Raw genomic sequence first — 24,539 nt, 5'->3', positions numbered from 1 at the left:
CATGCACATCATCAACGCCCGCCTGCGCAACCGTGAAGGCCTGCATGATCTGCACCTGGAACATGGCCGGATCGCCAGCATCACGCCGCAATCGCGGCCACCGACTGCCGCAGCCGACGACCTGGACGCCGCCGGTAACCTGGTGATCCCACCCTTCGTCGAGCCGCATATCCATCTCGACGCCACGCTGACCGCCGGCGAGCCACGCTGGAACATGAGCGGCACCCTGTTCGAAGGCATCGAATGCTGGGGCGAACGCAAAGCCACCATCACTCAGGAAGACACCAAGACCCGCGCCAGGAAGACCATCCAGGCCCTCGCCGCCCACGGTATCCAGCATGTGCGCACCCACGTCGACGTCACCGACCCGGACCTCACGGCACTCAAGGCCATGCTCCAGGTGCGCGAAGAAACCACCCACCTGATCGACCTGCAAATCGTCGCATTCCCCCAGGAAGGTATCGAGTCGTACCGCAATGGCCGCGAACTGATGGAAGAAGCCATTCGCCTGGGCGCCGACGTGATCGGTGGTATCCCCCACTTTGAGTACACTCGCGACCAAGGCGTGAACTCGGTGAAGTTCCTGATGGACCTGGCCGAACGTACCGGTTGCCTGGTGGACGTGCATTGCGACGAAACCGACGACCCGCACTCGCGCTTTCTTGAAGTCCTGGCCGAAGAAGCCCGCAGCCGCGACATGGGCGAGCGCGTCACCGCCAGCCACACCACGGCCATGGGCTCCTACGACAATGCCTACTGCGCCAAACTCTTCCGCCTGCTGGGGCATTCGGGTATCAGCTTTGTCTCCTGCCCCACCGAAAGCATTCACCTGCAAGGCCGCTTCGACACCTTCCCGAAACGCCGCGGCGTCACCCGGGTCAATGAACTACTGGAAGCCGGCATGAACGTGTGCTTCGGCCAGGATTCCATCGTCGATCCCTGGTACCCCCTGGGCAATGGCAACATCCTGCGGGTGCTCGAAGCCGGTTTGCACATCTGCCATATGCTCGGCTACCGCAACCTGCAAAACGCCCTCGACCTGGTAACCGACAACAGTGCCAAGGCCATGGCCCTGGGTGACCGCTACGGCTTGGAACCGGGACGGCCGGCGAACCTGTTGATCCTCTCGGCGGACAGCGACTACGAGGTCATCCGCAGCCAGGGCTTGCCGCTGTACTCGATCCGCAACGGCAACATATTGATGAAGCGTCAGCCCGCGCAGGTGGAGTTCATGTAAAGCCCGGGTCATACGATCGAATCGATATCCAGCGTCTGTGCCCTCCCCCACTCGTCGTTCATGGCGGGAGGGATGCTGGCGACTTGCGACAGCTCGCGGTTTTCTCGGTGGCTGAACCAGCGCTTGAGGCTGGGCTGCAAGTGGGCGCCGTGGGCGTGGCTGCCGTAGACATCACGGGCTTCAAGCCGGCGCCAGCGCAGGGTTGCGAGGCGCTCGCGACTGGTGTGCAAGCGATCGATCTCGCTGTTCAAGGCGTTGTTGTGCTCATAGCCACGGTCGTTGGCGGGGCGCAGACGGGCGAGTTCGCGGCGCTTGTTGCGCAGTTGCTGGCGCATGTCCTCGAGTGCTTGGTCGAGCAACTCGAACTCTCTTGGCGTTACCAAGGGGCCGCCGCTTTCCTGGCTTTGTTGCCAGCGACGCAGCGTCGCCCAGGCAGCCGGGATGTAGCTGGCGGTCATGAAGTGCTGATTGGCCTGGAACAGCTGTTTGAGCAGGTTATCGCGGCCGGGCATGTCACCGTGGAGTTGCAACGCTCGGTTGCAGCCGGCCTCCTGGATGGATTCACAACCGGGCTTCCAAAGAACCGATGAACGCGTGCCATCCGGCAGCATGATCGGCATGAAGTGTTGTTGTTCGCCATGGTGCTGGTAGGGGTTGCCGCCCAACCGAACCAGGCCGGCGGCGAATAGCAGGCCGCCCGGGGCGGGGGCGCTGAACAGTGTGACGGCACCAGGGATCCAGAGTTTGGCGGTGGTGTTCATCCACGGGGCTGGAACACTGGGGACCGGATCGTTGTGATTGACGATGCGATGGTGGACCAGGGTGGAGGCGCCTGCGGTGAATTCCGCGTCGGCGGCGCGGGGGGCGCCGTAGGTGTAGAGGAGGATGTTGTAGTTGCCCTCCGTTGCTCGACGCAGGCCTTCGGCGAGAAGCAAAGCAATTGCGCCCCCCAGGCTATGACCGCAAATAATTATTCGTTGATCGGTGTGAAATTGGTCGAGATAGCGCAATACGAAATCGCGCATCGCACGATAAGCCTGATAAAAACCTTCGTGTGCCTTGCCTACGCCTTCAGCGAAAGTTACCTGGTGAGCATTTGCATCCCGCAGCCCATCAGCGGCACTGGCGGTGCCACGTACCGCAATCAGGATCACCTCCTCGTGATGGCTGATAAAAGCCTGAGTATCGGTACCAAACTCTTTATCGTCGAAAAAGTGCAGCCGCGCCGGGTGCTCTTGCTTCTCGCCCAGCTCCGGTCGGTTTTGTGGATACATCACAGGATCGAAGGGCAGAATTTCGAAGCGTCGAGAGTATGGCACCTCCTCATAAAGGGGGTAGAAGCGCTGCTGTTGTTCTGCATCGACTCGCCAGGCTTCATGATAACCCGAGAGCTTTTCAGCGAAAAGGTGCCCGACGCTGGGATCAAGCGGGAAGCGAACTTCGTTTTGGGGCTTTTGGGGTGGCTCCTGGCCGAAGCTGCAATAACTCAAGGAGGCCATCAACGCCAGTTGATAAAGATTCAACGCACAGAACCCGTCTTCCGTTGAAAGCAATGGCCGCAGGGCTCGTAGCGGCCTAACCTCCAGAACAGTGTGGCAATTGGGAAATAACATCACCCCCGCCAACGTCGGCTGCGGCGGACTAAATCCCAGAGTTGCCATCATTTCTAATGCATGCCGTTGGGGCTGATGAGTTCGCGGTTCAATCGGCGGTAAGTGCGCGACATGGCGGACCAAATCTCGTACTTCAACTTGATAGAATCGGTTGGCCGTTTGCTGAGCTCCACTCCCTTCGGTGCGCCGACCGTCAGAGCCAGCAAACCGAGTCTGCTCAGCCCGAACTTGAAGCTCGGTGATAGGGAGCTTGTAAGTGGGGCGCACCATCAGCCGCTGATACGGCTGCTCTGTTCCTGAATACAATTCGTCAAAAACCAGCACCACAGGTCCGCAGTAAATATTATGTAGCTTGGCAAACCCTTCTCCATTCAGCCTGCCTTTGTACTGCTGCCCTGCGCTATCGTGGACGGTGTAGGGCAGACCACCGTATGCCGCTCCAACGCCCAGCTCATCGACCAGGCAAAAGCTCACCCAATGCCCTCGCAATGAGCAGGCCGGTTTGCTATCACTGAAAAAAGATTGCTTCCGTGCATCCAGCTTCATGAACTTGCTCCTTGTTATTTACACGATGGATAAACATCACATACGCGACCATCCGGCATTTTTATGGGTTTGAAGTCGGAGGTATTGCCGTTACAAAACGCATCAAGGTCTTCAAAACTTCTACCTCTACAACGCCTCCAGCCGCCTGGTACGACTACCCAGTTATCACCAACAGCTGGTTCTTCCTTATCAATTACAGTCAGTGCAATCCTGAGTGTTTTCTCTGTTAACTGATCTCGATGCACAAACCTTGGCGATTGATCCGCTGCATCCAAAGAACCGCATGTAAGAATTTTCCTGATCGCGTGCTGCGGCCCTACAGTTCGAAACAACCACTGACACCGCCCGCGCAGTTCATGAACACCCGTTTCTGGCATTGCAGATATCTCAGCGGGCGAAGGATCTCGAATCGAGAAACCTGCAATATCTCCCCCAACATCCGTATCTCGTTTTCCCCACTTCGCATAAATATCAAACTCCACACTCCGCAAAACCGTAGGGCAACCTTCAATCACCTCAGTCAGCGGCAACTCAAAACTCACTCGCTCAGCCACAGGCTTGTAACGCGCAATAAAAATTTTCCGCTCCGGTCTCTTGCCTCGACGCCTCGGCAACGTACAGGTTTGTCTCGTCGCGGGACCGTAGTAGGCGGCGCCGATAAAGCGAAATTCCGCTGGCAGATCCACCTCCAATGTGAAGCTATCGACCGGCTTTCCCGCACATCCCGCCAGGCCCGCCATCCCCAGCACAATCAACACGCCAAACCATCTTTTACTCATCCCTTTTCCCCATCAACTTCCACTGCTCCAGCACCCGCTGAAAGTGATCCTGGGGTGCTTCTTCCTCTTTCGGTTGCCACCGTATAAAGCTGTTTCCCGTGGCCTCCTCCAACCTTCGCACCACCAAAAACTCCAGTTGCTCCGGCGCCCGCCATTGCCAGGCGCGCGCCTGCTCCAGCACCTGGGTCAGCCAGACCCTCGGGTCCTGGAATTCCACCAGTGCCACCAAGTCTTCGCCGTGCTCGGCCAACAGATAACGCAGAATGTTGGCGTGAAGGATGGCTTCGGCATTCGGGTTTGGCGCACTCAGCCAAGGGGCGGGGTCGGGCGCCGGATATTCACCGGGGGCCGGGTTTTCGTCGCACTGCCAACGGTCGTCGTGCCAGTAACAGACGCTGATCAATGGCCCGAGAAAGAGTGGGCAATGGTCCCGGTCGAGGTAGGCCAGCGCGCGCGCCAGGGTGCGGTTATCGTGAAAGCGGTACAGCGATTGCTCGCCTGGCGCCCCCACCAGCAGGCGGTCGCGCCAGTGCCGAGCCACGGCAGCCAGGTCCTCGCTGGGCAGGCTGCCCAGCCAGCCCCAGTTCGTCTCGGGTTGGTGCAGGAGGTTGAGCAGCGCGGGCTCGTTCATCCGTTCCAGCAGCAGGATAACGGGGCCTTGCGCCGCCAATTCCGCCAGGGCGGTCTCGGCGTAGAGGCTGCGATACCCTGACACATCGCGCGCCGCGAGCAGCGGCTGAAGAGCTTCATGCTGCCCCTCAAGGATCAAGCACAGTCGCCGCCCCGCCTGCTGCTGTTGATCCATCCATCGGCCTGGCATGTTCTGCATCAGGCGGCCCTCCCCGGCAGATCACACAGGCCTTCGCGGCAGCGTTCACACAACGGGCAGTAATCCGCCCCCAGTTGCCTGGACAAGGTCATGATGCGGCCCTGGACTTCAGACATTTTTGGCATTTCGGCCACCATCAACGCATTGGCCAACCCGGTCGCGGACGGAGCACCGCCAAGGGTAATGGGGCGACTGCTGAAGATGCCGCCCGCCTGGATGACCAGGTGCTCCCCTCCCGCCTTGAGGCTCAGTTGTGCGCCGGCTTCGATCACCAGGCTGGCGCCGGACTTGAGGTGAAGCTGCTGCCCGGCCTCGACGACCAGGGTCTGCGCCACGTGGGTCCGGCTATCGCCTCGTACATCGAGGTAATCGTTGGCCTCGAGCACGACGTTGCGATCGCCGGTGACGTGGCGATGCTCCTCGCTTTGCAGATGAACCGTGCTGATGCCATGGATGGTTTCCCGCCGCTCTCCCGCCACTTCCAACCGGCTGTCATGGCCGACCTGCTGCTCCAGGTCCCGTTGCGCCCGAAGGTAAATAAGCTCTTCGCCACGACGGTCTTCAAGGAACAGTTCGTTGGAGCCCTGCCCACCCAGGACGCTGCGGCTGCGCAAGACGCTGCGAGTCTTGTGCTGCGGCAAGGAATAGGCCGGCCGGTGCAGCGCGTTCGGCAGGCAACCGTTGATCAACGGCCGGTCCGGATCCCCTTCCAGGAACGTCACCAGAACCTCCATGCCCACCCGCGGGATCATCATCGCGCCGAACCCGTCACCGGCCCACCCGGAGGCAACCCGGACCCAACAACTGCTTTTGTCGTCGGACGTGTCCAGGCGATCCCAGTGAAAGCGCACTTTTACCCGGCCGTAGGCATCGCAATGCACCTCCTCGCCGGCTGGCCCGGTGACCGTTGCGGTCTGGCTGCCATTGATGGTCGGCTTGGGATGCTTGATGGGCGGGCGGTGCACGGCTTGCCACGGCGTCGCGGTAAAGCGATTGCGATACCCCTGGACGCCATCGGTCGCTGGAGTCGCTTCTTCCAGCACCTGCGGTTGATAACCCTCATGACGTACCGAAGTGATCAGCCAAAGGTCGTTGCAGGACGGATCGGGATGGTCGCGCATTTCAAGGAAATGCCCACTGCGCAACGCGGGTTGATCACTCTTGCCCAACGTCCGGTGCCGGTCGCGTTGGTGGCGCTCCAGCCCACGACGCGCCAATTGCTTGCCACGGGCGCGGCCGGTGAAGCCTGCGGGGTAACGATAGTCCTCAAGGCGGCCTGTCGACGCAGGACCCGCGCTGTCCTGCAACTGCAGCGAGGGATGCTGGAAGTCGTGATCGCGGCGCACTGTCTTTTGGCTACGAGTGGCCAGGCGCACCTCGAAACGCTGGATAACCGGCGCATCGGCTGGCAGCCCGCCGTCGGCACAATAGCGCTGCGCGGGCAAACGACGGAACACCGTCTGGTCGTCACCAAAGACCAACAGGTGCGCATCCGCGCTGTGACGAAAATGGTAATGAATGCCCTCCTCTTCGCACAGGCGCTGGATGAAGTGCAGGTCGCTCTCGGCATACTGCACACAAAATGCGCGCGGCGGATAAACCACGGGGCCAAGCTCGAAGCTATAGGCGTCCGCGAGGATGCCATGCTGCTCAAGGACCATGGCGATGATCTGTGGCACGCTGCGCTGCTGGAAAATCCGCTGGTCGCGCCGGTGCGCTAGATAGGCCAGGCGTGGCGCCAGGGTCAGGTGGTAACGCGTGACGCGCCGGCCTGGATCATTGCGGCCAACGGCGTAAACCTGCCCATGCAGGCCTTCGCACATTTCGCCGAAATCCAGGTAGGCAGGCTGGTGGAGCACGCTGTCCAGGTCCAGGGCAGGGTTTTCACTCACTACCTGCACGTGGATGAAAAACGGTTGATCAAGCACCTCGCTGCCTTTGAATGCCAGTACGGGCAAATCGATATTCATGCCTGGAAGGATCATATTGAAACGTGACGAAACAAACGCGTTAACCATCCGTTGTTACCCGCCGTTAATGAATGAACGTCCTGGCGTACTTCCTCGCGTTGAAACATCGGAAAAGTTGCCGCAAAAAGGTGCCTGGACGCCCTGAAGCTTAGCGATTCCAGGCAAAAATCGGCCGATTTAAAATAAAAAAGAAGTTTCGTACGCCTGAGTTGGAAGTGTCTGTTAAGAAATAAGCAAGCAAGTCAAAGAGCCACTTCTTAACAATAAGAAATGTCCTACTTAAACTTTCACGGAAATGACTAACGGATAGATAAACGGCTGACACCAGATCCCAGCGTCAGCCGTTAAGAAGCCTCAGGCCTGCGGTTGCGCAGCCCCAAACAGACTGACGCTCAGCAATGTTTTGCCTTGAGTGTGCAAGCGCACCGGCACAATGCCACCCGGCATCACCACGTCGACTTCGCCACTCTCGACCCAGCCTACACGCCAGGCTGCACACGCCACGGCGCTGGCGCTGGTCCCGGAAGAGGCAGTGGGCCCCTCGCCACGCTCGAACACCCGCGCGATGACTCGGTTGCCGGGCTGTCGCGCCGCCCATTGCAAGTTGACCCCAGCCACACAGGGCCGACCGCCGCCCGCCGGAGGGGCGAAGGCAATCGCCTTCAAGGGCTCGAACAGGCCAGGCTTGTGCATCTGTGCGTTATCCGGCAATGCGGATACCTGCTCGACCAGCGTCACGCAATGGGGATTGCCCACCCGCACAAACTGACTGGTGGCCCACCCTGGGTTAATCGCCGCCAGTTCGCTCACGTGGCTCAGTTGCGTTTCGCCCAGGCACACCTGGGCGACCGCCTCGGCCCCCACCCTCCCGGCCCCGAACGTGGGTAAACCCAGTTCAAGCCAGAACCCCGCAACCTGTTCGCGAACTGCCGGCTCGACCTGTGTCGACACCGGGGACAGCGCATCCGATTTGTCGTGATGCACCCGCAGCTCACAGGCGCCGGTCATCAGGGCCTGGTCGGTGAGTGCCTGGGCGAAAATCGTCAGGCCGTTGCCACTGCGCTCCGCCAGGGAGCCGTCGGTGTTGACGATCAGCAGGTCAAACGGCGGCTCGCACTGGAACGGCCCGACCAGCAGGCCGTCACAGCGATGCGCCTTGGCGCCGGGCGGGCGCGGTGTCGAGCCCCAACCGCATTGCGCGGCAATGGCCGATGCCGTCCAACGGTGGCGAGCCTGCGCGGCCAAGGAAGCGCTCTCGGGCACGTCGATACCCTTATCCCTTAATGAGACCGGGCTGACTACCGCATAGATATTGCCTCGAGCGTCGTAGAACCGGGTCATGGCGCCGGTCGCCGGAAACTTTTCATCGTAGGGTTCATCCGCTTGCCTGCCTATGCAGGCAACAGCGTATTACAGAACGTACCGTGAATGGGAGGCGGCCTGGAAGGTGCGTAATCCAACGCGAGAACCCAGGGGTTCAAAAGCTCCCGCGAGGGATTACGCACCTTCCAGATCGCCTCCGGCACCCTCGATACCGCTTGTGTGGTTGCCGGCCAAGCTGACGTTCCAGGTTTGTAAAAATAAAATTCACAACCACCCGGAATCCCGAGGGAACCCTGCTCGCGCGTCAAGGCCTGATGTGCAACGATGTCGCGCCGCACACCGTTCATCGAACGCAATACCAAGGATTTTTCATGACTGCCATCCCCATCCCAGCGTCCGTGGTTCCCGGGCGGCTGGAGCAAATGTCGACCCGTATCGCTTTCTTCATTGCCGGCTTCGGCATCGCGGCCTGGGCGCCGCTGGTACCCTACGCCAAGGCCCGCGCCGACCTGAGCGAAGGCACGCTGGGTCTGCTGTTGTTGTGCCTGGGGGTCGGCTCGATCATCGCCATGCCCGCGGCGGGCGCGCTGGCGTCGCGCTATGGCTGCCGGCGCGTGTTGAGTGCCGGGACGATCTTGATCTGCCTGGCGTTGCCGATGCTGGCTACGGTCAGTTCGGTTCCATGGTTGATGATCGGGTTGTTCCTGTTTGGTGCCGGCTTGGGCACGGTGGACTCCACCGTCAACCTGCAAGCGGTGATCGTCGAGCGGGCCAGCGGCAAGACCATGATGTCGGGCTTTCATGGGCTGTTCAGCCTGGGAGGGATTGTCGGTGCGGCCGGGGTCTCGGCATTGCTGGGGCTGGGCCTGTCACCTCTGCAGGCGACCCTGGTGGTGATCGTCATTACGCTGGCGGCGTTGCTCAAGGCCGCGCCGCACCTGCTGCCTTATGGCAGTGAGAGTTCCGGACCGGCCTTTGCCATTCCCCACGGCGTGGTGCTGTTCATCGGCTGCCTGTGTTTTATCGTGTTCCTGGCCGAAGGGGCGGTGCTTGACTGGAGCGCGGTGTTCCTCAGCGCCGAGCGAGGCCTGGGCGAAGCCTACGCGGGCCTGGGTTATGCAGCATTTGCCTTGACCATGACGGTCGGACGGTTGACCGGTGATGCCATCGTGCGCCGGCTGGGCGCCAGCCGAGTGATCGTAGCCGGAGGCGCGTTGGCGGCAGCCGGCACCTTCCTCGCCACATTGTCGCCGTCCTGGGAATTGGCCCTGCTGGGTTACGCACTCGTAGGCGCCGGCTGCTCCAATATTGTCCCGGTGCTCTATACCGCTGTCGGCAAACAGAACGTCATGCCGGAACACATTGCCGTGCCGGCCATTACCACCCTGGGCTATGCCGGCATATTGGCCGGGCCTGCCGTGATCGGGTTGATTGCACATGGCAGCAGCCTGGCAACCGCCTTCCTGCTGATAGGTGTGTTGCTGACGGCAGTGGCGGTCAGTGGGAAAATATTGCGCGTATGAACGCAAGGCACGCACGAGCAGCCTGGGCCTTTCGGGTTGCCCATGCGCGCCTGCGCGCTTGATAGCCACGGTTGCAGGGATAGGCGGTGTCTACGCTTATACGGCCCGCTCTTTCTTATCATTCTCCAGCCAGCGATCAATGCTGTAGTTCTTCAACCACCCATCGTCATTACGGCTGCCGAAGATGCTGTGACCATTGGCTTTATAACTGTCCAGAGAAGCCATCAACCCGGGTCTTTCCAGAAGATTCTTGGCCAGGTATACCTGTTGTTCGCTGTATTTTTTCAAAGGAAACCCGGTGCGCGCATCCCGCAGAGGCTCACCGTTGTTGCCCAGTTGATTAGGATCCTTGCTCATTTCGATAATCGTGTTTTTGTTCACGTACCGATGTTTTTGTGCCCCGAAAAGGAAATTGTAATCTTCCGACTTGTCCCGTAAATCATCGAACATCCCCCGAAATGCTTCGACAACCTGTGCGTCGGTTTTCGCATGGAACGGATCAGCGCTCTGCGTGTTGGGGTTGGTATTGCCGATCTGTGAGCCGGCAGCATCGGCAAGGCTTTCATGGGTAATTTCACCACCCTTTGCGATGATGGCCTCGTTCAGCCGAGGGCGGTTGAGTATCTCCCGCGCCAACATGATGGTGCGCTCCGAGACCTTGCTGCTACTGGGTTCCTCCTTGGCTATTTCCTGCAAAGACCCCTGGGTCAGGCGGCCATCTTTCTTGAAGGCGTCCAGCAAGGACAGATTGTTCTTCAGATCGGTCGCCAGCAAATGGTCGTCTGAGCTGACAAAGGGGTTCCCGACCTTGCTCATACCTCCGTACAGATTCTGGCCGTCAAAGTGCCGGTCGGCACCATTCGCAAAACGGCCATTGATTGGCTGCATCGCTGGCAGCGGCTTACCCAATGCGCGGGCATCCACTTCATAGCGAGACTGACCACTCCCCGTCGGCCCAGGTGTCATTGATGCCACCGTATGCATGAAACCTGGATTACTGACACTGCCACTCATGATTCACCTCCACCCTATCTGGATTCCAAGCCTGGGCCTTGATTGCCTGATCCTCGAAAACGCCTCGAGATCAACGTGGCACAAGCACCGATTGAGTGGTGCCCGCAAAACAATGGTTCCGAAGGCTGGCGTCCAGAGCGCCAGGCGCACCCCAGTGAATCTTGAGCGTTTGTAACCAGCTCAACGGGTCGCGTCTGCATCCAAGGACAGTCCGCTCGCGGGAATCACGGCACCTGGCGGCGGGATAATTTGTTAAACCATTTGGAAAACGCTGAACGCCCAGGGCTGGGTGGCGACTCCTCCATGAGCACTCGAGCCCCCTTGTCAAAATCCTCGGCAGTGGGTGCCTTGAAGCTGGACTTGGGCAAGGAGGTGAGATTGAGCGCCTGAGGCCGGGATGTCCTTGTGGCTTCTGTTTCCTGCCCAAGCCCGGCCAGGGTCGAGATGTACTGGGAGTCAAGGGATTCAAATGATGTGGAATTCATGGTCCAGACCTGATCCGCTAGATGAAGGCCCCCACCCGCCATCAATGACCGGTGGATATTTCTGGGTGGTGCTATTTCGCCAACGCTTCATGCAAGACTGGGCGTATTCCCGCCGCAAGCCCCCGCCAACCCCTGCCGCGTCGTGCGCGGCAGAGCGTAACCGGTGTCTACCTGAGCAGTGCGTATAGCTCCCGTCTTGAGATCCTTCCGTCGCGTTGCCAACCGATAATATTGTCCATCGCCGACATCAGGTCCGAACGGGCCAGGACTTCCTTCGACAACTGGGTGAGATGGTCCGTGTAAGGGTTGCCGGTCAACGGTTGCATTGCGCGCGCATTGAGATCCCTGAGCTTGATCGTGCTGCTGAAGTAGCCGCCCTTCAGCGCGTTGAAGTTACTCAGCATCTGCTGGACGAGTTGCTGGTCGTCACTGAGCTTCAATGGGTTGTCTGAACGCACAAAGCTGGCGATATCGTCCTTGGTCAAACGGCCATCCAGTGCCCCGGTGCTGCCATTGCGGTCGAGCGATTGCAGCAATCCGGGGCGCCGCAGCAGTTCCTTCGCCAACTTGATGTTCGAGTCCTGGTAGGGGTTGCCGGTCAATGGTCGGTCGGCCACATTCTGCAGGCTGCGGGTCGTAACGTTGGGCGAAAACCAGTTGCCCTTGAACGCGCCGTAATTGTTCAAAAGTCGCTGGGCGAGCTGCTCGTTGCTTTGCTTGGAGTAGTAAGGGTCCGGCAGCGTCGGGTTCGGGCGTGGTGGCGGGCCGGGGTTGGGCTGCAGGTTACCCGGAAGCGGACGCGGCGGTGGGCCTGCGAAGATCGGGCCGCAATGACCGGACTGCGAGCTGAAATTGACGCCTACCGTGACCTGGACAGTTGACGCGGCGGCGGACCGCTCGGTACGGGGCTTGGCGTCTCCAAGGGAGGCGTTATCGAGGGACGGCGCGACGCTCTGATTGTAGGCTGATACCGACATTCTAGTTCTCCGGTTCGGTGTGTTCAGGTGCCTGACCTCGAGCCGCCGGGAAAACCGGCGCAGGCAGACATATCCTGTGTGGCAGAACTGTGGGAGACGGTTCCTGCGTCGGCTGAAAACTTCCAGAATCCTGGTAGGAAGCCTCTGACATCAAGGCTCACTACCGGTTGATTAAACGCCCAAAAAATGTGTGTCAGGCACACACAGGGCATGCAGGCTCAGAACCCGACGCTGGCCTGCACGAAAAATGTACGCGGCTCGCCCAGGTAGAGCCCGGCATTGTTGTCGCTGGAACGAGTGTAGTGCTGTTGGTCGAAGACGTTTTTGACGCCCACCCCCAGTTTCAAGTTGGACAAGTGCTCGCCAAAATCGTAACCGCTGCGCACGTTGACCGAGACATAACCGGGAATATCGCCGAACTGGCCATCGGCGGTACCTTGGGTCATGTAGGTGCTGGTCGTACCGGGTGCGCGTTGGCCGGACTGGGCGTAGACATCCAGGTTATGGGTCCAGCGATCGACGTCGTAACGCAGGCCCAAGGTGGCCACTTCACGGGAATACAGCGGCAGGTCACGACCCTTGAACGGCACGTCGCCTTCCGAGGTGGCCTTGGTGTAAGTGAAGCCGGCATTGGCGGTCAGGCCATCCAGGCGCGGGTCCAGGTTTGACAAATCGTAGTGGGCCGAGGCCTCGATACCGGTGTGCTTGGTGGCGCCGAGGTTGGTCCAGCCGACGTCGTTGCTGACGTACTGCAGTTCATCCGAGAAGTCGATGTAGAAGAAGGTCAGCTCGCCGCCCCAGACGGTGTTGTTGTAACGCGTACCGATCTCGTAGGTCTTGGCCTTTTCCGGGTTCAGGCCGTTGGCGGTCTGGTCGCCGGTGCCGCCCTGGCCCAGCTGGAAATACTGCAGGCTGCCGAACGAGGTCTCGTAGTTGGCGAACAGTTTCCAGGCGTCGGAAACGTGGTACATCACGCTGAGGGCCGGCAGCGGTTCGTTGTTGTGGATTTCACGGCGTTTTTCCTGGGTACGGGTGCCGTTCAGGGCGACCACCGGGCGGTCGTGCCATTCGGTGCGGATGTCTTCGAAGCGGATGCCCGGGGTGAGGGTCCACTTGCCGATGTCGATCTTGTTATCGATGTAGAACGCGTTGGCCTCAGTGCCCCCGGTACGGTCCTGGTAGACGTGGCCGTCATTCTGGCCGCCCGGCGTCGGTACGTTGTTGACCAGGTTCAGGCTGGTGGCTTGCTCATGCATGCCCTCCTTGAGGTAGCGATAACCCAGGCTGACTTCCTGGGTGCTTGGGCCTACATCGAACACATGGGACACCCGTGGCTCGATGCCGAAGGTGTAATAGGTGCGCGGGTAGGAACCGAGGGTGCGCAGGTCGCGGTTGGCGATGTTGCTGCCGCGAAAGCTGTCGGAATAGTAGGTCAGCACTTCGGCCTGGGTGCGGTCGTCGATCTGGCGCACGTACTTGAAGGACAGGTCCTTGCGGCGCCCGCTGAAATTGTCCCAGTCCCGTACCGATTGGTAGGGGTTGGCGTCGAACTGCCGCTGAGTCAGGCCGCCGGGCATATCGGCGCTGGCGTCGTAGTAGTGCAAGTTCAGCGAGAAATCATCCTGATCGGTCGGCGCCCAATGGGTCTTGAGGATCACATCGTCGATGTCGTTGGAATTGTTGCTGTTGCGGTAACCATTGCCATTGACCCCCGAATAGAGCAACGCGACGCCGATGCCGTTGTCGGCGGTGCCGCCGATAAACGCGTTGTCGACATGCTTCCAGCCGCCATGGGCGGAGGTCTGCAAGGTAGTGCCGACTTCGCCGGAGAACGTCTCGGGGATGGCGCGCGTCACGAAATTGATCACACCACCAACGTTCTGCGGCCCGTAACGCACCGAACCCGCGCCGCGCACGACATCGATGCTCTCCAGGTTGCCGGCGGAAATCGGTGCCATCGACAGTTGTGGCTGGCCGTACGGCGCGAACGCAGCCGGTACGCCATCGATCAGCACGGTGGAGCGTGGCGACAGGCGCGACGTCAGGCCACGTACGCCGACGTTGAGGGAAATATCGCTGCCGCCCGTGCCGTTGGCTTCTTGCACCTGCACGCCTGGCACACGACGCAGCACGTCGCCGACGTTCATCGCGCCCTGCTCCACCATGGCTTCGCGACGAATGACGGTACGCGCGCCAGGATGGTTCTGCACCACTTCGGCGTTGGCGTCACCGAGCCAGTCGCCGACGACCTTGATGTCGGTGGCACCCAGCTCCAGCGGCGCGCCGGCTTCACCGGAGCCACTGTTCGACGGGCGCAGGGTTACGGAGCCGGCATCGATCTGGTAGTCCAGGCCGCTGCCTTGCAGCAACTGGCGCAGAGCTTGCTCAGGGGAAAGGTTGCCGTCGACCGCTGGCGCCTGTTTGCCCGCGACCAGGTCGGGGCTGAAAAATACCTGCAGGGACGTCTGCTGGCCCAGTTGGCTCAGCGCCCTCCCCAAGGGCTGAGCCTGGATGTGGATCGCCTCGGCGGCGTAGGCCGATGGGAGCGTGGCATTGACCGCAAGCGCCAGGGCCAACGGCGCCCAGCGGGAGATTTTATTGTTGTTGAGGGCGAGTTTTTTCACGTCGAACCTAGTCCTGTGATCGCAAGCGCATGCGCCGTTAATGCAAACCAGTTGCAGTTGCAGGAGAAGACGAAGAACTCGAAAAAAACCTGAACGTCAGCGTGAAAAAATTTCCTGGCTGCCGTCCGGCAAGGTGCGCACGGCCACCGGCAGGATGTGCGGCAGGGCCTTGAGCAGGGCATCGGTGTCGTTGGACTTGAACACGCTGCTCAAGCGCAGGTTGCCCACGGCCGGCGTGCTGACCCGCAGCGGTCGCTCGCGGTAACGCGAAACCTCCCGCGCCACTTCGCTCAACGAAGCGTTGTTGAACACCAGCTTACCCGTGCGCCAGGCGGTGAGCGCATCGGTATTCACAGCGTACGCGGCCGCGACCAGCCCCTGGTTGTCGACATGGGAGCCCAGCCCCGCCGTCAGCGTTACCACCGAATCCGGCGCGCGGCCTTGCACCTTCACGGTACCGGCTTCGACCACGACACGGGTCCGGTCTTCATCACGACGCACATCGAAGCGCGTGCCGGTGACGGTCACCTGCCCTGCCCCAGCGGCGACGACGAACGGGCGAGTGCTGTCATGCTCGACGCTGAACAGCGCTTCGCCCTGCTTGAGCTCCACGCCGCGCCGGCCTTGTTCGTAGTGCACCGCGACGATGCTGCGGCTGTTGAGATCCATCACTGAGCCGTCGGGCAATGCCACTTGGCGTCGCTCGCCCACGCGTGTACTGAACTCGGCACTGTAGGACCCGGGGTGATCCAAGCCGCTGAACAGGCCCAGCCCCAGCGCAACCACGGCCACACCGGCCGCAACCGCGTATCGCAAAACAGTGCGGCGCCTGGGCTTTTCCACCGGGCCCTCGCACAGCGCTTGCAGACGCGCCTGGGGTAGCAGGTCGGTGGCGCTCCACACGCCTTGCAGCACGTCGAATTCGTATTGATGATCCGGATGCTCTTTGCGCCAAACGTCGAAGCGCTGACGCTCGGCAGCGCTCAACTCGGCGTTTTGCAGGCGCACAAACCATTGCGCGGCTTCGTCTCGGGCACGATTATCCGTCATGGAAGATCCTGTTTCAGGGCGGGCAGTCATGGCGCCATCGCGTCCAGGCGCTCGCGCAGATGCCGCAGGGTGCGGATCATATACTTTTCCACCATGTTTTTTGACAGCCCCAGGCGTTCGGCGATTTCCTGCTGGGTCAGGCCTTCGATTTTCTGCCAGACGAAAACCCGGCGGCAGTTGAGCGGCAACTCGGCCAAGGCCCGCTCGATGGAGTCCGCCAATTCGATCGCGTGCATGACATGCTCCGGATCGTCACCGTGGGGCGAACGCTGATCAAGGGATTGGAGCGTGATGGCCTCGCGGCGGTCTTCGCGACGATAGGCGTCCACCGCGATATTGCGCGCAGTCTGATGCAGATAGGCGCGCGGCTGCGCAACCTCGCAAGACTCTGCCTCCAGCACCCGCACAAAGGTGTCATGCGCCAGGTCTTCGGCCTGATGGCGGTTTCGCAGGCGGCGCGTCCAGGTTCCGATCAACTCTTCGTAGTGTTCGAAAAAGCCTGTTCTGCGGGGCGGCTGCGGGATCATCGCGGGAACACTGGGGAGGCGGGGCGTGAATAGTAATGCTTCCTATTAAGTGGAGCAATTGCTACCCGCCCGATGCCGTTGAAACTACTGCGCGCCGCCCACCTGCTTGAGACGGCTGAGTTTCTCGCGGCTGCCGCACACGCTCATCTGGCACCACTTGCGCTGCTTGTTCTTCGAAATATCAAGGAACACCCAATCGCAGTCGGTAGCGCCGCAACTGCGCAACGCGTGCAGATCACCCGACACCAGCAGTTGTGTAGCCTCTATGGCCAGACGCCCCAGCACCATGGCCGTCAGTTCCTGGGCGGTGGTACAAGGCTTCCACCCCCAGGCGGGCTTACCCTCGACGGAACGCAGCACGCGCCGCTCGACACCTTGCACAAACACCTGGTTGATCTGCTGCAACGACTCATCGGGCGCGACGCCGCCTGACGACAACGGATAAAACACCCGGTAAAGGCATTCCCGGAACGCAATGATGCGGTCCAGGTCGGGTTGGTAGGCCATCGATGACTCGAACACCATCGGCTTGTAGTCATCAAATTCCTGGGCAGAGACCAAGGACGCATGACGCGCCCATTCAAAGAAGAACCGAAAGCTGGTGAGCCGTTCCTCCACGACCTTGAGCGCAGTGCCGGGGCGACGGCCGTTGGTGGTATTGATAAAGTCCAATACCCGGGCCCCGCCAATCAGACGGATCGATTTTGCGGTGCCCGTGAAATGTGTCATGCCTGCTCCCGGAAAAAACGCGGTCTCCCTGCGATGGCGCAGATTACCTTGTTTTTTCCCATGACAGACAGAGGGTGTCCCCGGCGCAAAGCCGGCGCAAAGACAGACGGCTAACTGTTAGCGTCGTTGTGCGTCAGCCAATCAAGAATGGTCTCGACCGACCGTTCCACTGAAAGCGCCTGGGTATTCAAGTGGACTTCCGGAAACACCGGCACGTCATAGCGGGCGTCAATACCGGTGAAGTGCTTGATCAACCCTGCGCGGGCTTTTTTATACAGGCCCTTGGGGTCCCGTTGTTCGGCGGTTTCCAACGGTGCGTCGACGTGCACTTCAACAAAGCACTCGTTGCCGATAATCGAACGCGCGCAGTGCCGGCTGGCGGACGAGGGTGAAATCAGCGCGACGATCACCACCAGTCCCGCGTCGAGCATCAACCGCGCGACTTCGGCCACGCGCCGGATATTCTCATCGCGGTCGCCGTCGGTAAAACCCAAGTCGCGGCATAACCCGCCACGTACCGAGTCGCCGTCGATAATCGCGGTCATTCGCCCCTGTTTGTGCAAGGCGACGTCCAGCGCATCGGCGATAGTCGACTTGCCGGACGCGGAAATGCCGGTCAACCAGATGACCACGGGCTTCTGTGACATCCGCGAGTGTTCGGCGCGCCCGTGACTGAAGGCGAACGCATGCAGGTTCTGGCCCGGGCTGTCGGGAAAATAGCTCATGGTTGCTCGCCCTCTTTTATCGAAACAGGCCGTTGGCCCAACAGGAATACCATCACGCATTGCACGAACAGCAACAGCGCAACCACCCAGTAGACGGTCGAGAACGAGCCGGTCAGGTCCTTGGAGAATCCGCCCAGGAAGTTGCCGCACACCCCGCCCAGGCCGATCAGCACATTGGCAATGCCGAAGGCCTGGGTCAGTCGGCTGACCGGCACGATTTGCCCGATGTAACTGGGGACCAGCCCGAAGATGGGGTAAAACGCCAACGCAAACAGAAACGCCGCCAGGTAGAACAAGGGCAGGCTGTTGAAACCAAACACCAGGATGGCGGCCAGCCCCGCACTGAGGAAACACATCGCCAGCGACGTCCGCACGCCCACTTTGTCGGCGATCCAGCCCACCAGAAAGCCCGACGCCATGCCCACGGCACCGATCGTGGTCCAGATAAACCCGGCGTCCCGCACCGACACGCCCAATTCATCGCGAAGGAACGGCGCCAGGTACGTCTGGAACGGTAGAAGTGCCATGCCGTTGAGAAAGGCGATGCCCCAAGTCAGGTACAACGAGCGGCTGAGCCAGGGTTGCTGATTGTCGGACGTCGTGGCGCGCGCGTCGGAAAAGCCGGTGTCCTGGCTTACCGCCAGGCTGCGCAACAAAAACCAGGCCACCACGCACAGGGCCACCGAGATCAGGCCGGCGGTGAGCCAGATCGAGCGCCAGCCGCCGTTCAAGGTCAGGAACGACACCAGCAAGCCGTTGATAAACACGCCATAGCTGGTGCCGCTGGAGATCAGCCCCATGACCCGGGAGCGATTGCCTGGGCTGAAGCCTTTGGTGACGATTTCCGCCAACGGGATGTACACCGAGGCGGAACAGCCACCCAACAGGATTAGCAACGCGCCCGACAACCAGATGCTGTGACTGACACTCAGGCCCAGCAGCGCCAGGGAGGTCAGCACCGTGGACACCAGGCTGATTTTCCAGCCCTCGCAATACCGGCTGATGTAGCTGGTCACCGAGGAAAACAGCAGGAAGCCGATCTGCGCACCGCCGGTGATCAGGCCCACCGTGGTGTAGTCGAACCCGATGTCGCGGCGCATGTCCACCACCAGGTTGGCGAACAGGTAAACGCCGAACCCGTAGGTGCTGGCCACGAAGCCCGTGAGGACCACCGCCAATACGACGCTGTCCAATGGGCGGGTGTTGCTGTGTACGAGTGTACTCATCATCGGCGTCTCATTCGGCAAGCGCGGTGTGAATGACAAAGTCGCAGTGCATCATGTCGTAGACGCTCTGGAAATCACCGTAGCTCTCATGGGCGCGAAACCCGCAAGCGAGCATTTCAGTGGCCAGCTCGCCCGGCAACAACGGGTAGACTTTCAGCGTGTACTGTTCCTCATTGTCAAAGCGATAAATGAACTCACACACCTGCTCATCGACCTGCCCCAAGCTGACGGATGCGTTCGTACCGCAGTAATAATAGTGACCGCTGGCCTTGAAGTTGCCCGCGCGAATCGCCAGGAAATTACGTTGATCCACCACCAGCAAGCCACCCGGCTTGAGCAATGCCTTGAACTTCGCCAGAACGTTTAACCGATCGTGGGCTTCGAACACATGGCACAGCGAACTGCCCAGGCACACCACAGCGTCGAATTGGCCAAGCTCCTGGGCGTCAAGTGATTGCCAGTCGCGGTAATGGGACTTGATGTCCAGGCCGGCTTTGCGAAAGTTCGCCCGAGCTTTGGTCAACATGGTGCTGCTGCCATCCGTGGCGACCACGTCAAAGCCCGCTTTCTTTAGCTGCACGGCATGAAAGCCACTGCCCGTGGATACATCGATGACCGAGCGCACGCCGTGCCTGCGCAACAGGTTTTCAAAAAAGCCGCCCTCCCCTGCCTTGCGTTTTTCCCAGTCGATCAGCTCATCCCAGCGCTCGACGAAATTCTTCGAGTATTGCGTGGCATAACTGGCGACTTCGTTGTGCTTGTGTCTGGACAGTTGATTCATCACACACCTACCAGGTTGAATTCTTGAAAGAGCGGTACTTGCTCGCCAGCTCGTGGGCAAACTCGGCGGCTTGCTCGACAGCCATGGTGTCTTTGGAATAGCCCAGCATCGACTGCATGACGGCCATGCACTGCGGGTTGTAGGTAACGGAGCCGTCACAGTGGATCGCGTCGATGCCGTCCTGGCTCTGGCAGACGGTGTTGATGCGCACCGCCTCGTCCTGCGGGCAGGCCTCGGAGAAGTGCACCTGGATGCGCCCGTCGTGCAGCCACACCGGATACCCTCCCGGAAGCCCGAGAGGGCCCGGCGCATGCACCAGCACCGGCGTCGGGGAAAACAGCCCTTCGATCACCGTGACGGCCGAGCACGCGGTAAGGAACTGCCCGTCCACCCCGCCCAGGCGACGGAACTCGGACCTGACCGTAGCGAAGATCGCTTCGGCCGGTAGTCGGGGCGCCTGCGGCAGGCCGCGCACCTCGTACAACAAGCGGTAACTGGCACGCGGCGGCAGGCCACCGCGTGGCACGTAGTGGCTGAAATAATGCTGGGCGTAGAGCTGCACTTGCACCTCGGCGGGCGCACATTCGAGCAACCGCGCTATGGAAAAACGCACCGCAGGAACCAGGTTGGCCACATTGCCCACGCCGATATCCGGCGCCAGGCCGATGCGCCCCAGGATTGGATTGACCGCATCGGGGAACGCCGCGTTGACGGTTTTGGTGGTGATGCCGGAGGCTTTCACCGCCTGCATCAGGCAATGCATCAGCGTCAGGTGCATCGGCAGCCAGGGGCCGAACTGCGCCTGGTCGAGCTTTTCGAACGACAGCTTGGGCAACCCGGTGATCACTCGCCATGACTGCAGCGACGCACAGTTCACCAGGATATCCGGCGCCTCTTCACGCAGCCGTTGCGCCACCTTATCGATATCCGTCAGGTCGGCAGTCAGCGGCTTGATGCTGATGAACTGACCCAGTTGCGCGCACGACAGCGCAACCAGGTTGCACAGCCGGATCGTGGCCTCTTCATCACGGCCCAGCACCACGAAGTCAAAGGCGTTTTTCGGCCCGAGAATCTTGAGGATCTGCAGGCACAGGTTGCCCGCCCCCACCAGCAGCAGTTTTTTCTTGCGGATCGACGGGCTCATCGCGGGTAGGCTCCGTTGTCGACCGGGATCACCCTGCCGGTAAGGTGACGCAACGCGTCGCCCACCAGCAGCAAAATGACCTCGGCCACGGCGCTGGGCAGGATGGGGTCCTTGAGGACTTCCTGGCGGGCATATTCGGCGCGCCGGTAGTCGGGGATGGTGTCGTAGATCGCGGTCTCATGGATCAGCGCCGGGGACACTGCGTTCACCCGCACGAACGGCGCGAAGTTCCAGGCGTTGGCCTTGGTCAGGCCGATCACCGCCGCCTTGGTCGCACCGTAGAGGGCATCGCAGCTGCCCACTTCACCGGCCACCGAGGCAATGTTGACGATGCTGCGCGGCGCTTCGTGCCGCATTTCGCGCTCGGCGAAGTCCTTGGACAGGTAAACCAAGGCCTTGAGGTTGACGTTGAGGATCTCGTCTATTTGCTCATCGCAATAGGCATAGACACTTTTGCCGTGGTAGATACCGGCATTATTAACCAAGCCGTAAAGAGTGGCATGACGCTCATACAGTGAGGGAATAAAACCCTTGATAGTGGTCATCTCTGAAAAGTCTGCGATATGTGCCTCGAATACATCAGCGCCATAGCGACTTTGCAACGTTTCAAGACCCTCGGCGTCCTTGTCGGCACCGATAACGAAGTAGCCTTGTTGAATCGCCCTTTCGACAGTCGCTCGACCAATGCCGTTGGCCGCCCCGGTGATAATCAGCTTTTTCATGCAACAGTCCTTATTGGCAGAATTCATTCATGCGCGCGTAAAAAGTTCGGTGGTACTCGTACATGGTTTTTAACTTTGGGTACTGCTCGAACAGCCTGGTATCGATGGACCGCTCAGGTGGCGCAACAATTCGTTCGCTGTTTTCTGCATCCACATGCCAACTACGCCACGTCTTCCATTGTTCCGGACATTCACGTTTCCAGGTCATGGCCTGTGGAAGAAACTCAATACTCAAGTAATCGCAGAGTTTACGTATTACCCGTTCCGGCTCTGCGGCCAGATCATCGGCATTAATCACATAAGGCACTTTGCCGGTGAGTTTGGTGACCACACAAAATATGTCATACAACGCTTTATGCCCGATCGCGTGTAATGGCATATCGGGGTGCACCCGATGATGGGAAATAATACTGCGGGCAGGCTCGCGGACAAGAAAGATATTGTCCTGCTGCGCAAGAAAGTGGGTATCAATTTTTAAATCATCCAGACAGTGGTAACACATGTCTTTGTGAAAGACGTTTGAACGTTCCCGCGCCGTCAGCAGATGTTCTTTGATGCCCTGATAAGTCGTGGGCAAACTGTGATCCCACTCATCCGAAGGAATCGCCGAATCCTTGGAAAATGCCATGTGCGCAAAGGGCTCGTGGAAGACCTCGAAATCCCCGCGCTCGATGAACACGCGCTCCAGCACGGTGGAACGCGAACGAGGGTGAGCCCACAACCCGATCATCCGGTTCATGCGATCACTCCGAACTCGGCGGCCAGCAATGCGTTGAGCGCGCGCTTGAAGGGTTTTGTCACCGGGCAGAGCCGCACGCAGTAATCCGCCAGGCGCCGGTGCGCGCTGTTGGCTTCATTGCAGGCGTTGATAAAGGCTTCATGGTTGCCGAAGTCGTACGGCTCGATGCCGTCGGCAACGTAGGCTTCGTAGAAATACGGGATGCGGATCAGCTTCGCGAAGGTCGCGACGGGCGGTTTCCGGGCCTGCAGCGCAGGCATCACCGGCTTGCCGTGGCTTTCGCGCTCGACCAGAAACTCCACCACGTCCGGCGTCAGGGTGTAGCAGGTCGCCGTGTGCCCGGTCTTTTCCAGATGCCAGCACTGCTTGTTGCCACGTTCGTCCACATCGACTTTTATGCTCGAGATCAGGGTATTGACCGGCACGCGCGACGCCGCCATCAATTCCTGAATCTGCTGGTAAATCATGAGTTCGGCCCAGCGCAGTTCCTCTGCGCTCAAGACCAGGCCACGCTCGGCCGCCTGCAGTGCGAACTCGGGCTGGCAGGCGAAACGCCCGATCATGAAGGTGATCACGTACTTGCAGCGCTGGGTGTCGATGCCCTTGCTGCGCGCGGCTGCCATGCCACGCTTTATGGCCTGGATACCAGCCTGGAATTGGGCGACGGTAAAGCAGAAGGTGATATTCACCGACGCGCCCTGAGCCACCAGCTGTTCGACGGTCGCCAACCCCTCCAGGCTGCCCGGTACCTTGACCATCACGTTCGGCGCCAGGCGCTGCAGTTCCAGGCCCCTGGCGGTCATGCGCTCGGTGCAGCGTACATCCAGCGGATCGACCTGGGCGCTGATCCAGCCTTCGACCTGGGCCGACTGAACCCACCGCGATTTAAGCATCGCGGCGCCTTCAAGGATGACTTCGTTGTACAGCTGCTTGCGCAACTCATGGGGCGACAGGCGGGCCAGGTTGAAACGCGATGACCAGTACTCGCGCTTTTCGAGGATGACGGCCGTCACCAACCGCGGATTGGTCGTCACGCTGCACAAGCCCTGCGGCGCGCAGAAATCGTCCGGCATCAACGTGTCTATATAAGCAGCCGCCGCCGGGTATTTTTCCAACAGGTGTTGTTTGTAAGGCAAGTACAGGGCTGGCGATGAATCCCACCACACTTGCGAACCCGGATCATTGCGCTTAAGTTGTTCTAAGTAACCAAGTGTATTCACGACGCCTCTTCCCTGAGTCATTGGGATAAATTAAAAATGGCCAGCATTTCACGTATATCGATAATCGGTCGTGCGCCGGCGGCGACCAACTGCGGATGCCGATGCGGCGGCCCCAAGCCCAGCACGCGGATATTGGCGGCGATAGCCGCCTGAATACCCGTAACACTGTCTTCAATTACCAGCGCTTCACTTATATCAACGTTGTAATGGTCGCAGGCCGTCAGAAACACCAAGGGATCAGGTTTCCAACTGCCCAGCTCATAACAGCTGAATATCCGCCCTTCGAAATAAGAAAGCAGCCCGACCTGGCGCAAGCAATGTTCTATCTTTTCGCGCGGCGCACTGGAGGCAACGCAATAGGGCACCGTCAGCGCTTGCAAAACTTCAACAATCCCATCGGTGGCTTTTAAATCGAGCGTCAATGCTGCTAATGCCCGCTTGCGAAAGTGCTGTTCAAAGTCATTGCCCAGACGAACATTTAAAAGTTGCTCAGCCTCGCGCAGGCAATCAGCAATCTTGCGTCCACGAAAGTGCTCGATAAACCGTGTCGCATCAAGAACGGTATTGCCCTGTGTATTAAGCATGGCGATCAACACCGACAGGGTGATTTCTTCACTTTGTACCAGTACGCCGTCGCAATCAAAGATGACTAACTTAGGCACACCCTTCAGGGCAGTTGCTTTTACCCGAACGGGCAGTTCCCTTGGATCGGCCGAGAGGCACATACATATCTCTGATAATGGCCCCGCGATGACT

At 60.0% G+C, this 24,539-nt stretch carries 21 protein-coding genes; 2 read left to right on the top strand and 19 right to left on the bottom strand.

Features of this window, described 5'->3' with window-relative positions; translation table 11 throughout:
- Position 1 precedes the first annotated feature (1 nt).
- The gene (codA, locus tag H0Z09_RS23645; RefSeq protein WP_186693934.1) at positions 2-1,237 is read left to right on the top strand and encodes a cytosine deaminase; all 1,236 of its coding nucleotides are present in this window, start codon (positions 2-4) and stop codon (positions 1,235-1,237) included.
- Positions 1,238-1,245: 8 nt separating this feature from the next.
- Here the strand turns inward: codA and H0Z09_RS23640 are convergent, their stop codons facing one another.
- The 5 genes from H0Z09_RS23640 to H0Z09_RS23620 all read right to left on the bottom strand — a co-directional run bounded on the left by H0Z09_RS23640 (position 1,246) and on the right by H0Z09_RS23620 (position 8,315).
- A complete protein-coding gene (locus tag H0Z09_RS23640) occupies positions 1,246-3,396 on the bottom strand; it encodes a lipase family protein (protein WP_186693932.1) in 2,151 nt (716 codons plus the stop codon).
- 14 nt (positions 3,397-3,410) lie between these two features.
- A complete protein-coding gene (locus H0Z09_RS23635) occupies positions 3,411-4,175 on the bottom strand; it encodes a hypothetical protein (RefSeq protein WP_186693930.1) in 765 nt (254 codons plus the stop codon).
- Positions 4,168-5,004 (bottom strand): DUF4123 domain-containing protein, encoded by an 837-nt coding sequence (locus H0Z09_RS23630; RefSeq protein WP_186693928.1) that lies wholly within the window; start codon positions 5,002-5,004, stop codon positions 4,168-4,170. The genes H0Z09_RS23635 and H0Z09_RS23630 overlap by 8 nt, the downstream gene beginning before the upstream one ends.
- Positions 5,004-7,022, bottom strand: a complete 2,019-nt coding sequence (locus H0Z09_RS23625) for a type VI secretion system tip protein VgrG (protein WP_186693926.1) — start codon at positions 7,020-7,022, stop codon at positions 5,004-5,006. Before H0Z09_RS23625 ends, H0Z09_RS23630 begins: the two co-directional genes overlap by 1 nt.
- A gap of 306 nt (positions 7,023-7,328) precedes the next feature.
- Complete coding sequence (locus H0Z09_RS23620; RefSeq protein WP_186693924.1) at positions 7,329-8,315, bottom strand: diaminopimelate epimerase; 987 nt, start codon at positions 8,313-8,315, stop codon at positions 7,329-7,331.
- Positions 8,316-8,668: 353 nt separating this feature from the next.
- Between H0Z09_RS23620 and H0Z09_RS23615 the strand changes: the two genes are divergently transcribed.
- Entirely contained in the window at positions 8,669-9,820 is a 1,152-nt protein-coding gene (locus tag H0Z09_RS23615) for an MFS transporter (protein ID WP_186693922.1), read from the top strand.
- Between the two features lie 96 nt (positions 9,821-9,916).
- Here the strand turns inward: H0Z09_RS23615 and H0Z09_RS23610 are convergent, their stop codons facing one another.
- The 14 genes from H0Z09_RS23610 to H0Z09_RS23545 all read right to left on the bottom strand — a co-directional run bounded on the left by H0Z09_RS23610 (position 9,917) and on the right by H0Z09_RS23545 (position 24,508).
- Positions 9,917-10,834, bottom strand: a complete 918-nt coding sequence (locus H0Z09_RS23610; protein WP_238340295.1) for a hypothetical protein — start codon at positions 10,832-10,834, stop codon at positions 9,917-9,919.
- Positions 10,835-11,486: 652 nt separating this feature from the next.
- Positions 11,487-12,296, bottom strand: a complete 810-nt coding sequence (locus H0Z09_RS27230; protein ID WP_189672292.1) for a hypothetical protein — start codon at positions 12,294-12,296, stop codon at positions 11,487-11,489.
- A gap of 218 nt (positions 12,297-12,514) precedes the next feature.
- Positions 12,515-14,920, bottom strand: a complete 2,406-nt coding sequence (locus H0Z09_RS23600; RefSeq protein WP_186693920.1) for a TonB-dependent siderophore receptor — start codon at positions 14,918-14,920, stop codon at positions 12,515-12,517.
- Between the two features lie 96 nt (positions 14,921-15,016).
- Positions 15,017-15,970 (bottom strand): FecR family protein, encoded by a 954-nt coding sequence (locus H0Z09_RS23595; RefSeq protein WP_186693918.1) that lies wholly within the window; start codon positions 15,968-15,970, stop codon positions 15,017-15,019.
- 26 nt (positions 15,971-15,996) lie between these two features.
- Entirely contained in the window at positions 15,997-16,497 is a 501-nt protein-coding gene (locus H0Z09_RS23590; protein ID WP_186693916.1) for a sigma-70 family RNA polymerase sigma factor, read from the bottom strand.
- An 84-nt stretch (positions 16,498-16,581) separates the two neighbouring features.
- On the bottom strand, positions 16,582-17,226 hold the full coding sequence (locus tag H0Z09_RS23585) for a CGNR zinc finger domain-containing protein (protein WP_186693914.1): 645 nt from the start codon (positions 17,224-17,226) through the stop codon (positions 16,582-16,584).
- 110 nt (positions 17,227-17,336) lie between these two features.
- A complete protein-coding gene (gene cysC / locus H0Z09_RS23580; protein WP_186693912.1) occupies positions 17,337-17,951 on the bottom strand; it encodes an adenylyl-sulfate kinase in 615 nt (204 codons plus the stop codon).
- On the bottom strand, positions 17,948-19,177 hold the full coding sequence (locus H0Z09_RS23575; protein ID WP_186693910.1) for an MFS transporter: 1,230 nt from the start codon (positions 19,175-19,177) through the stop codon (positions 17,948-17,950). Before H0Z09_RS23575 ends, cysC begins: the two co-directional genes overlap by 4 nt.
- 10 nt (positions 19,178-19,187) lie before the next feature.
- The gene (locus tag H0Z09_RS23570; RefSeq protein WP_186693908.1) at positions 19,188-19,958 is read right to left on the bottom strand and encodes a class I SAM-dependent methyltransferase; all 771 of its coding nucleotides are present in this window, start codon (positions 19,956-19,958) and stop codon (positions 19,188-19,190) included.
- 7 nt (positions 19,959-19,965) lie between these two features.
- Positions 19,966-21,102, bottom strand: a complete 1,137-nt coding sequence (locus H0Z09_RS23565; RefSeq protein ID WP_186693906.1) for a hypothetical protein — start codon at positions 21,100-21,102, stop codon at positions 19,966-19,968.
- A complete protein-coding gene (locus H0Z09_RS23560; protein WP_186693904.1) occupies positions 21,099-21,824 on the bottom strand; it encodes an SDR family oxidoreductase in 726 nt (241 codons plus the stop codon). Before H0Z09_RS23560 ends, H0Z09_RS23565 begins: the two co-directional genes overlap by 4 nt.
- 10 nt (positions 21,825-21,834) lie before the next feature.
- Entirely contained in the window at positions 21,835-22,563 is a 729-nt protein-coding gene (locus H0Z09_RS23555; RefSeq protein WP_186693902.1) for a sulfotransferase family protein, read from the bottom strand.
- The gene (locus tag H0Z09_RS23550; RefSeq protein ID WP_346656806.1) at positions 22,560-23,783 is read right to left on the bottom strand and encodes a transaldolase family protein; all 1,224 of its coding nucleotides are present in this window, start codon (positions 23,781-23,783) and stop codon (positions 22,560-22,562) included. The genes H0Z09_RS23555 and H0Z09_RS23550 overlap by 4 nt, the downstream gene beginning before the upstream one ends.
- 17 nt (positions 23,784-23,800) lie before the next feature.
- Positions 23,801-24,508 (bottom strand): HAD-IA family hydrolase, encoded by a 708-nt coding sequence (locus H0Z09_RS23545; protein WP_186693898.1) that lies wholly within the window; start codon positions 24,506-24,508, stop codon positions 23,801-23,803.
- Positions 24,509-24,539 lie beyond the last annotated feature (31 nt).

This window comes from Pseudomonas sp. SWRI18, from assembly GCF_014268345.1.
Lineage (GTDB): Bacteria > Pseudomonadota > Gammaproteobacteria > Pseudomonadales > Pseudomonadaceae > Aquipseudomonas > Aquipseudomonas cedrina.
Note: the sequence above shows the minus strand (reverse complement) of the source record. Positions and strands in the feature narration are given on the sequence as shown.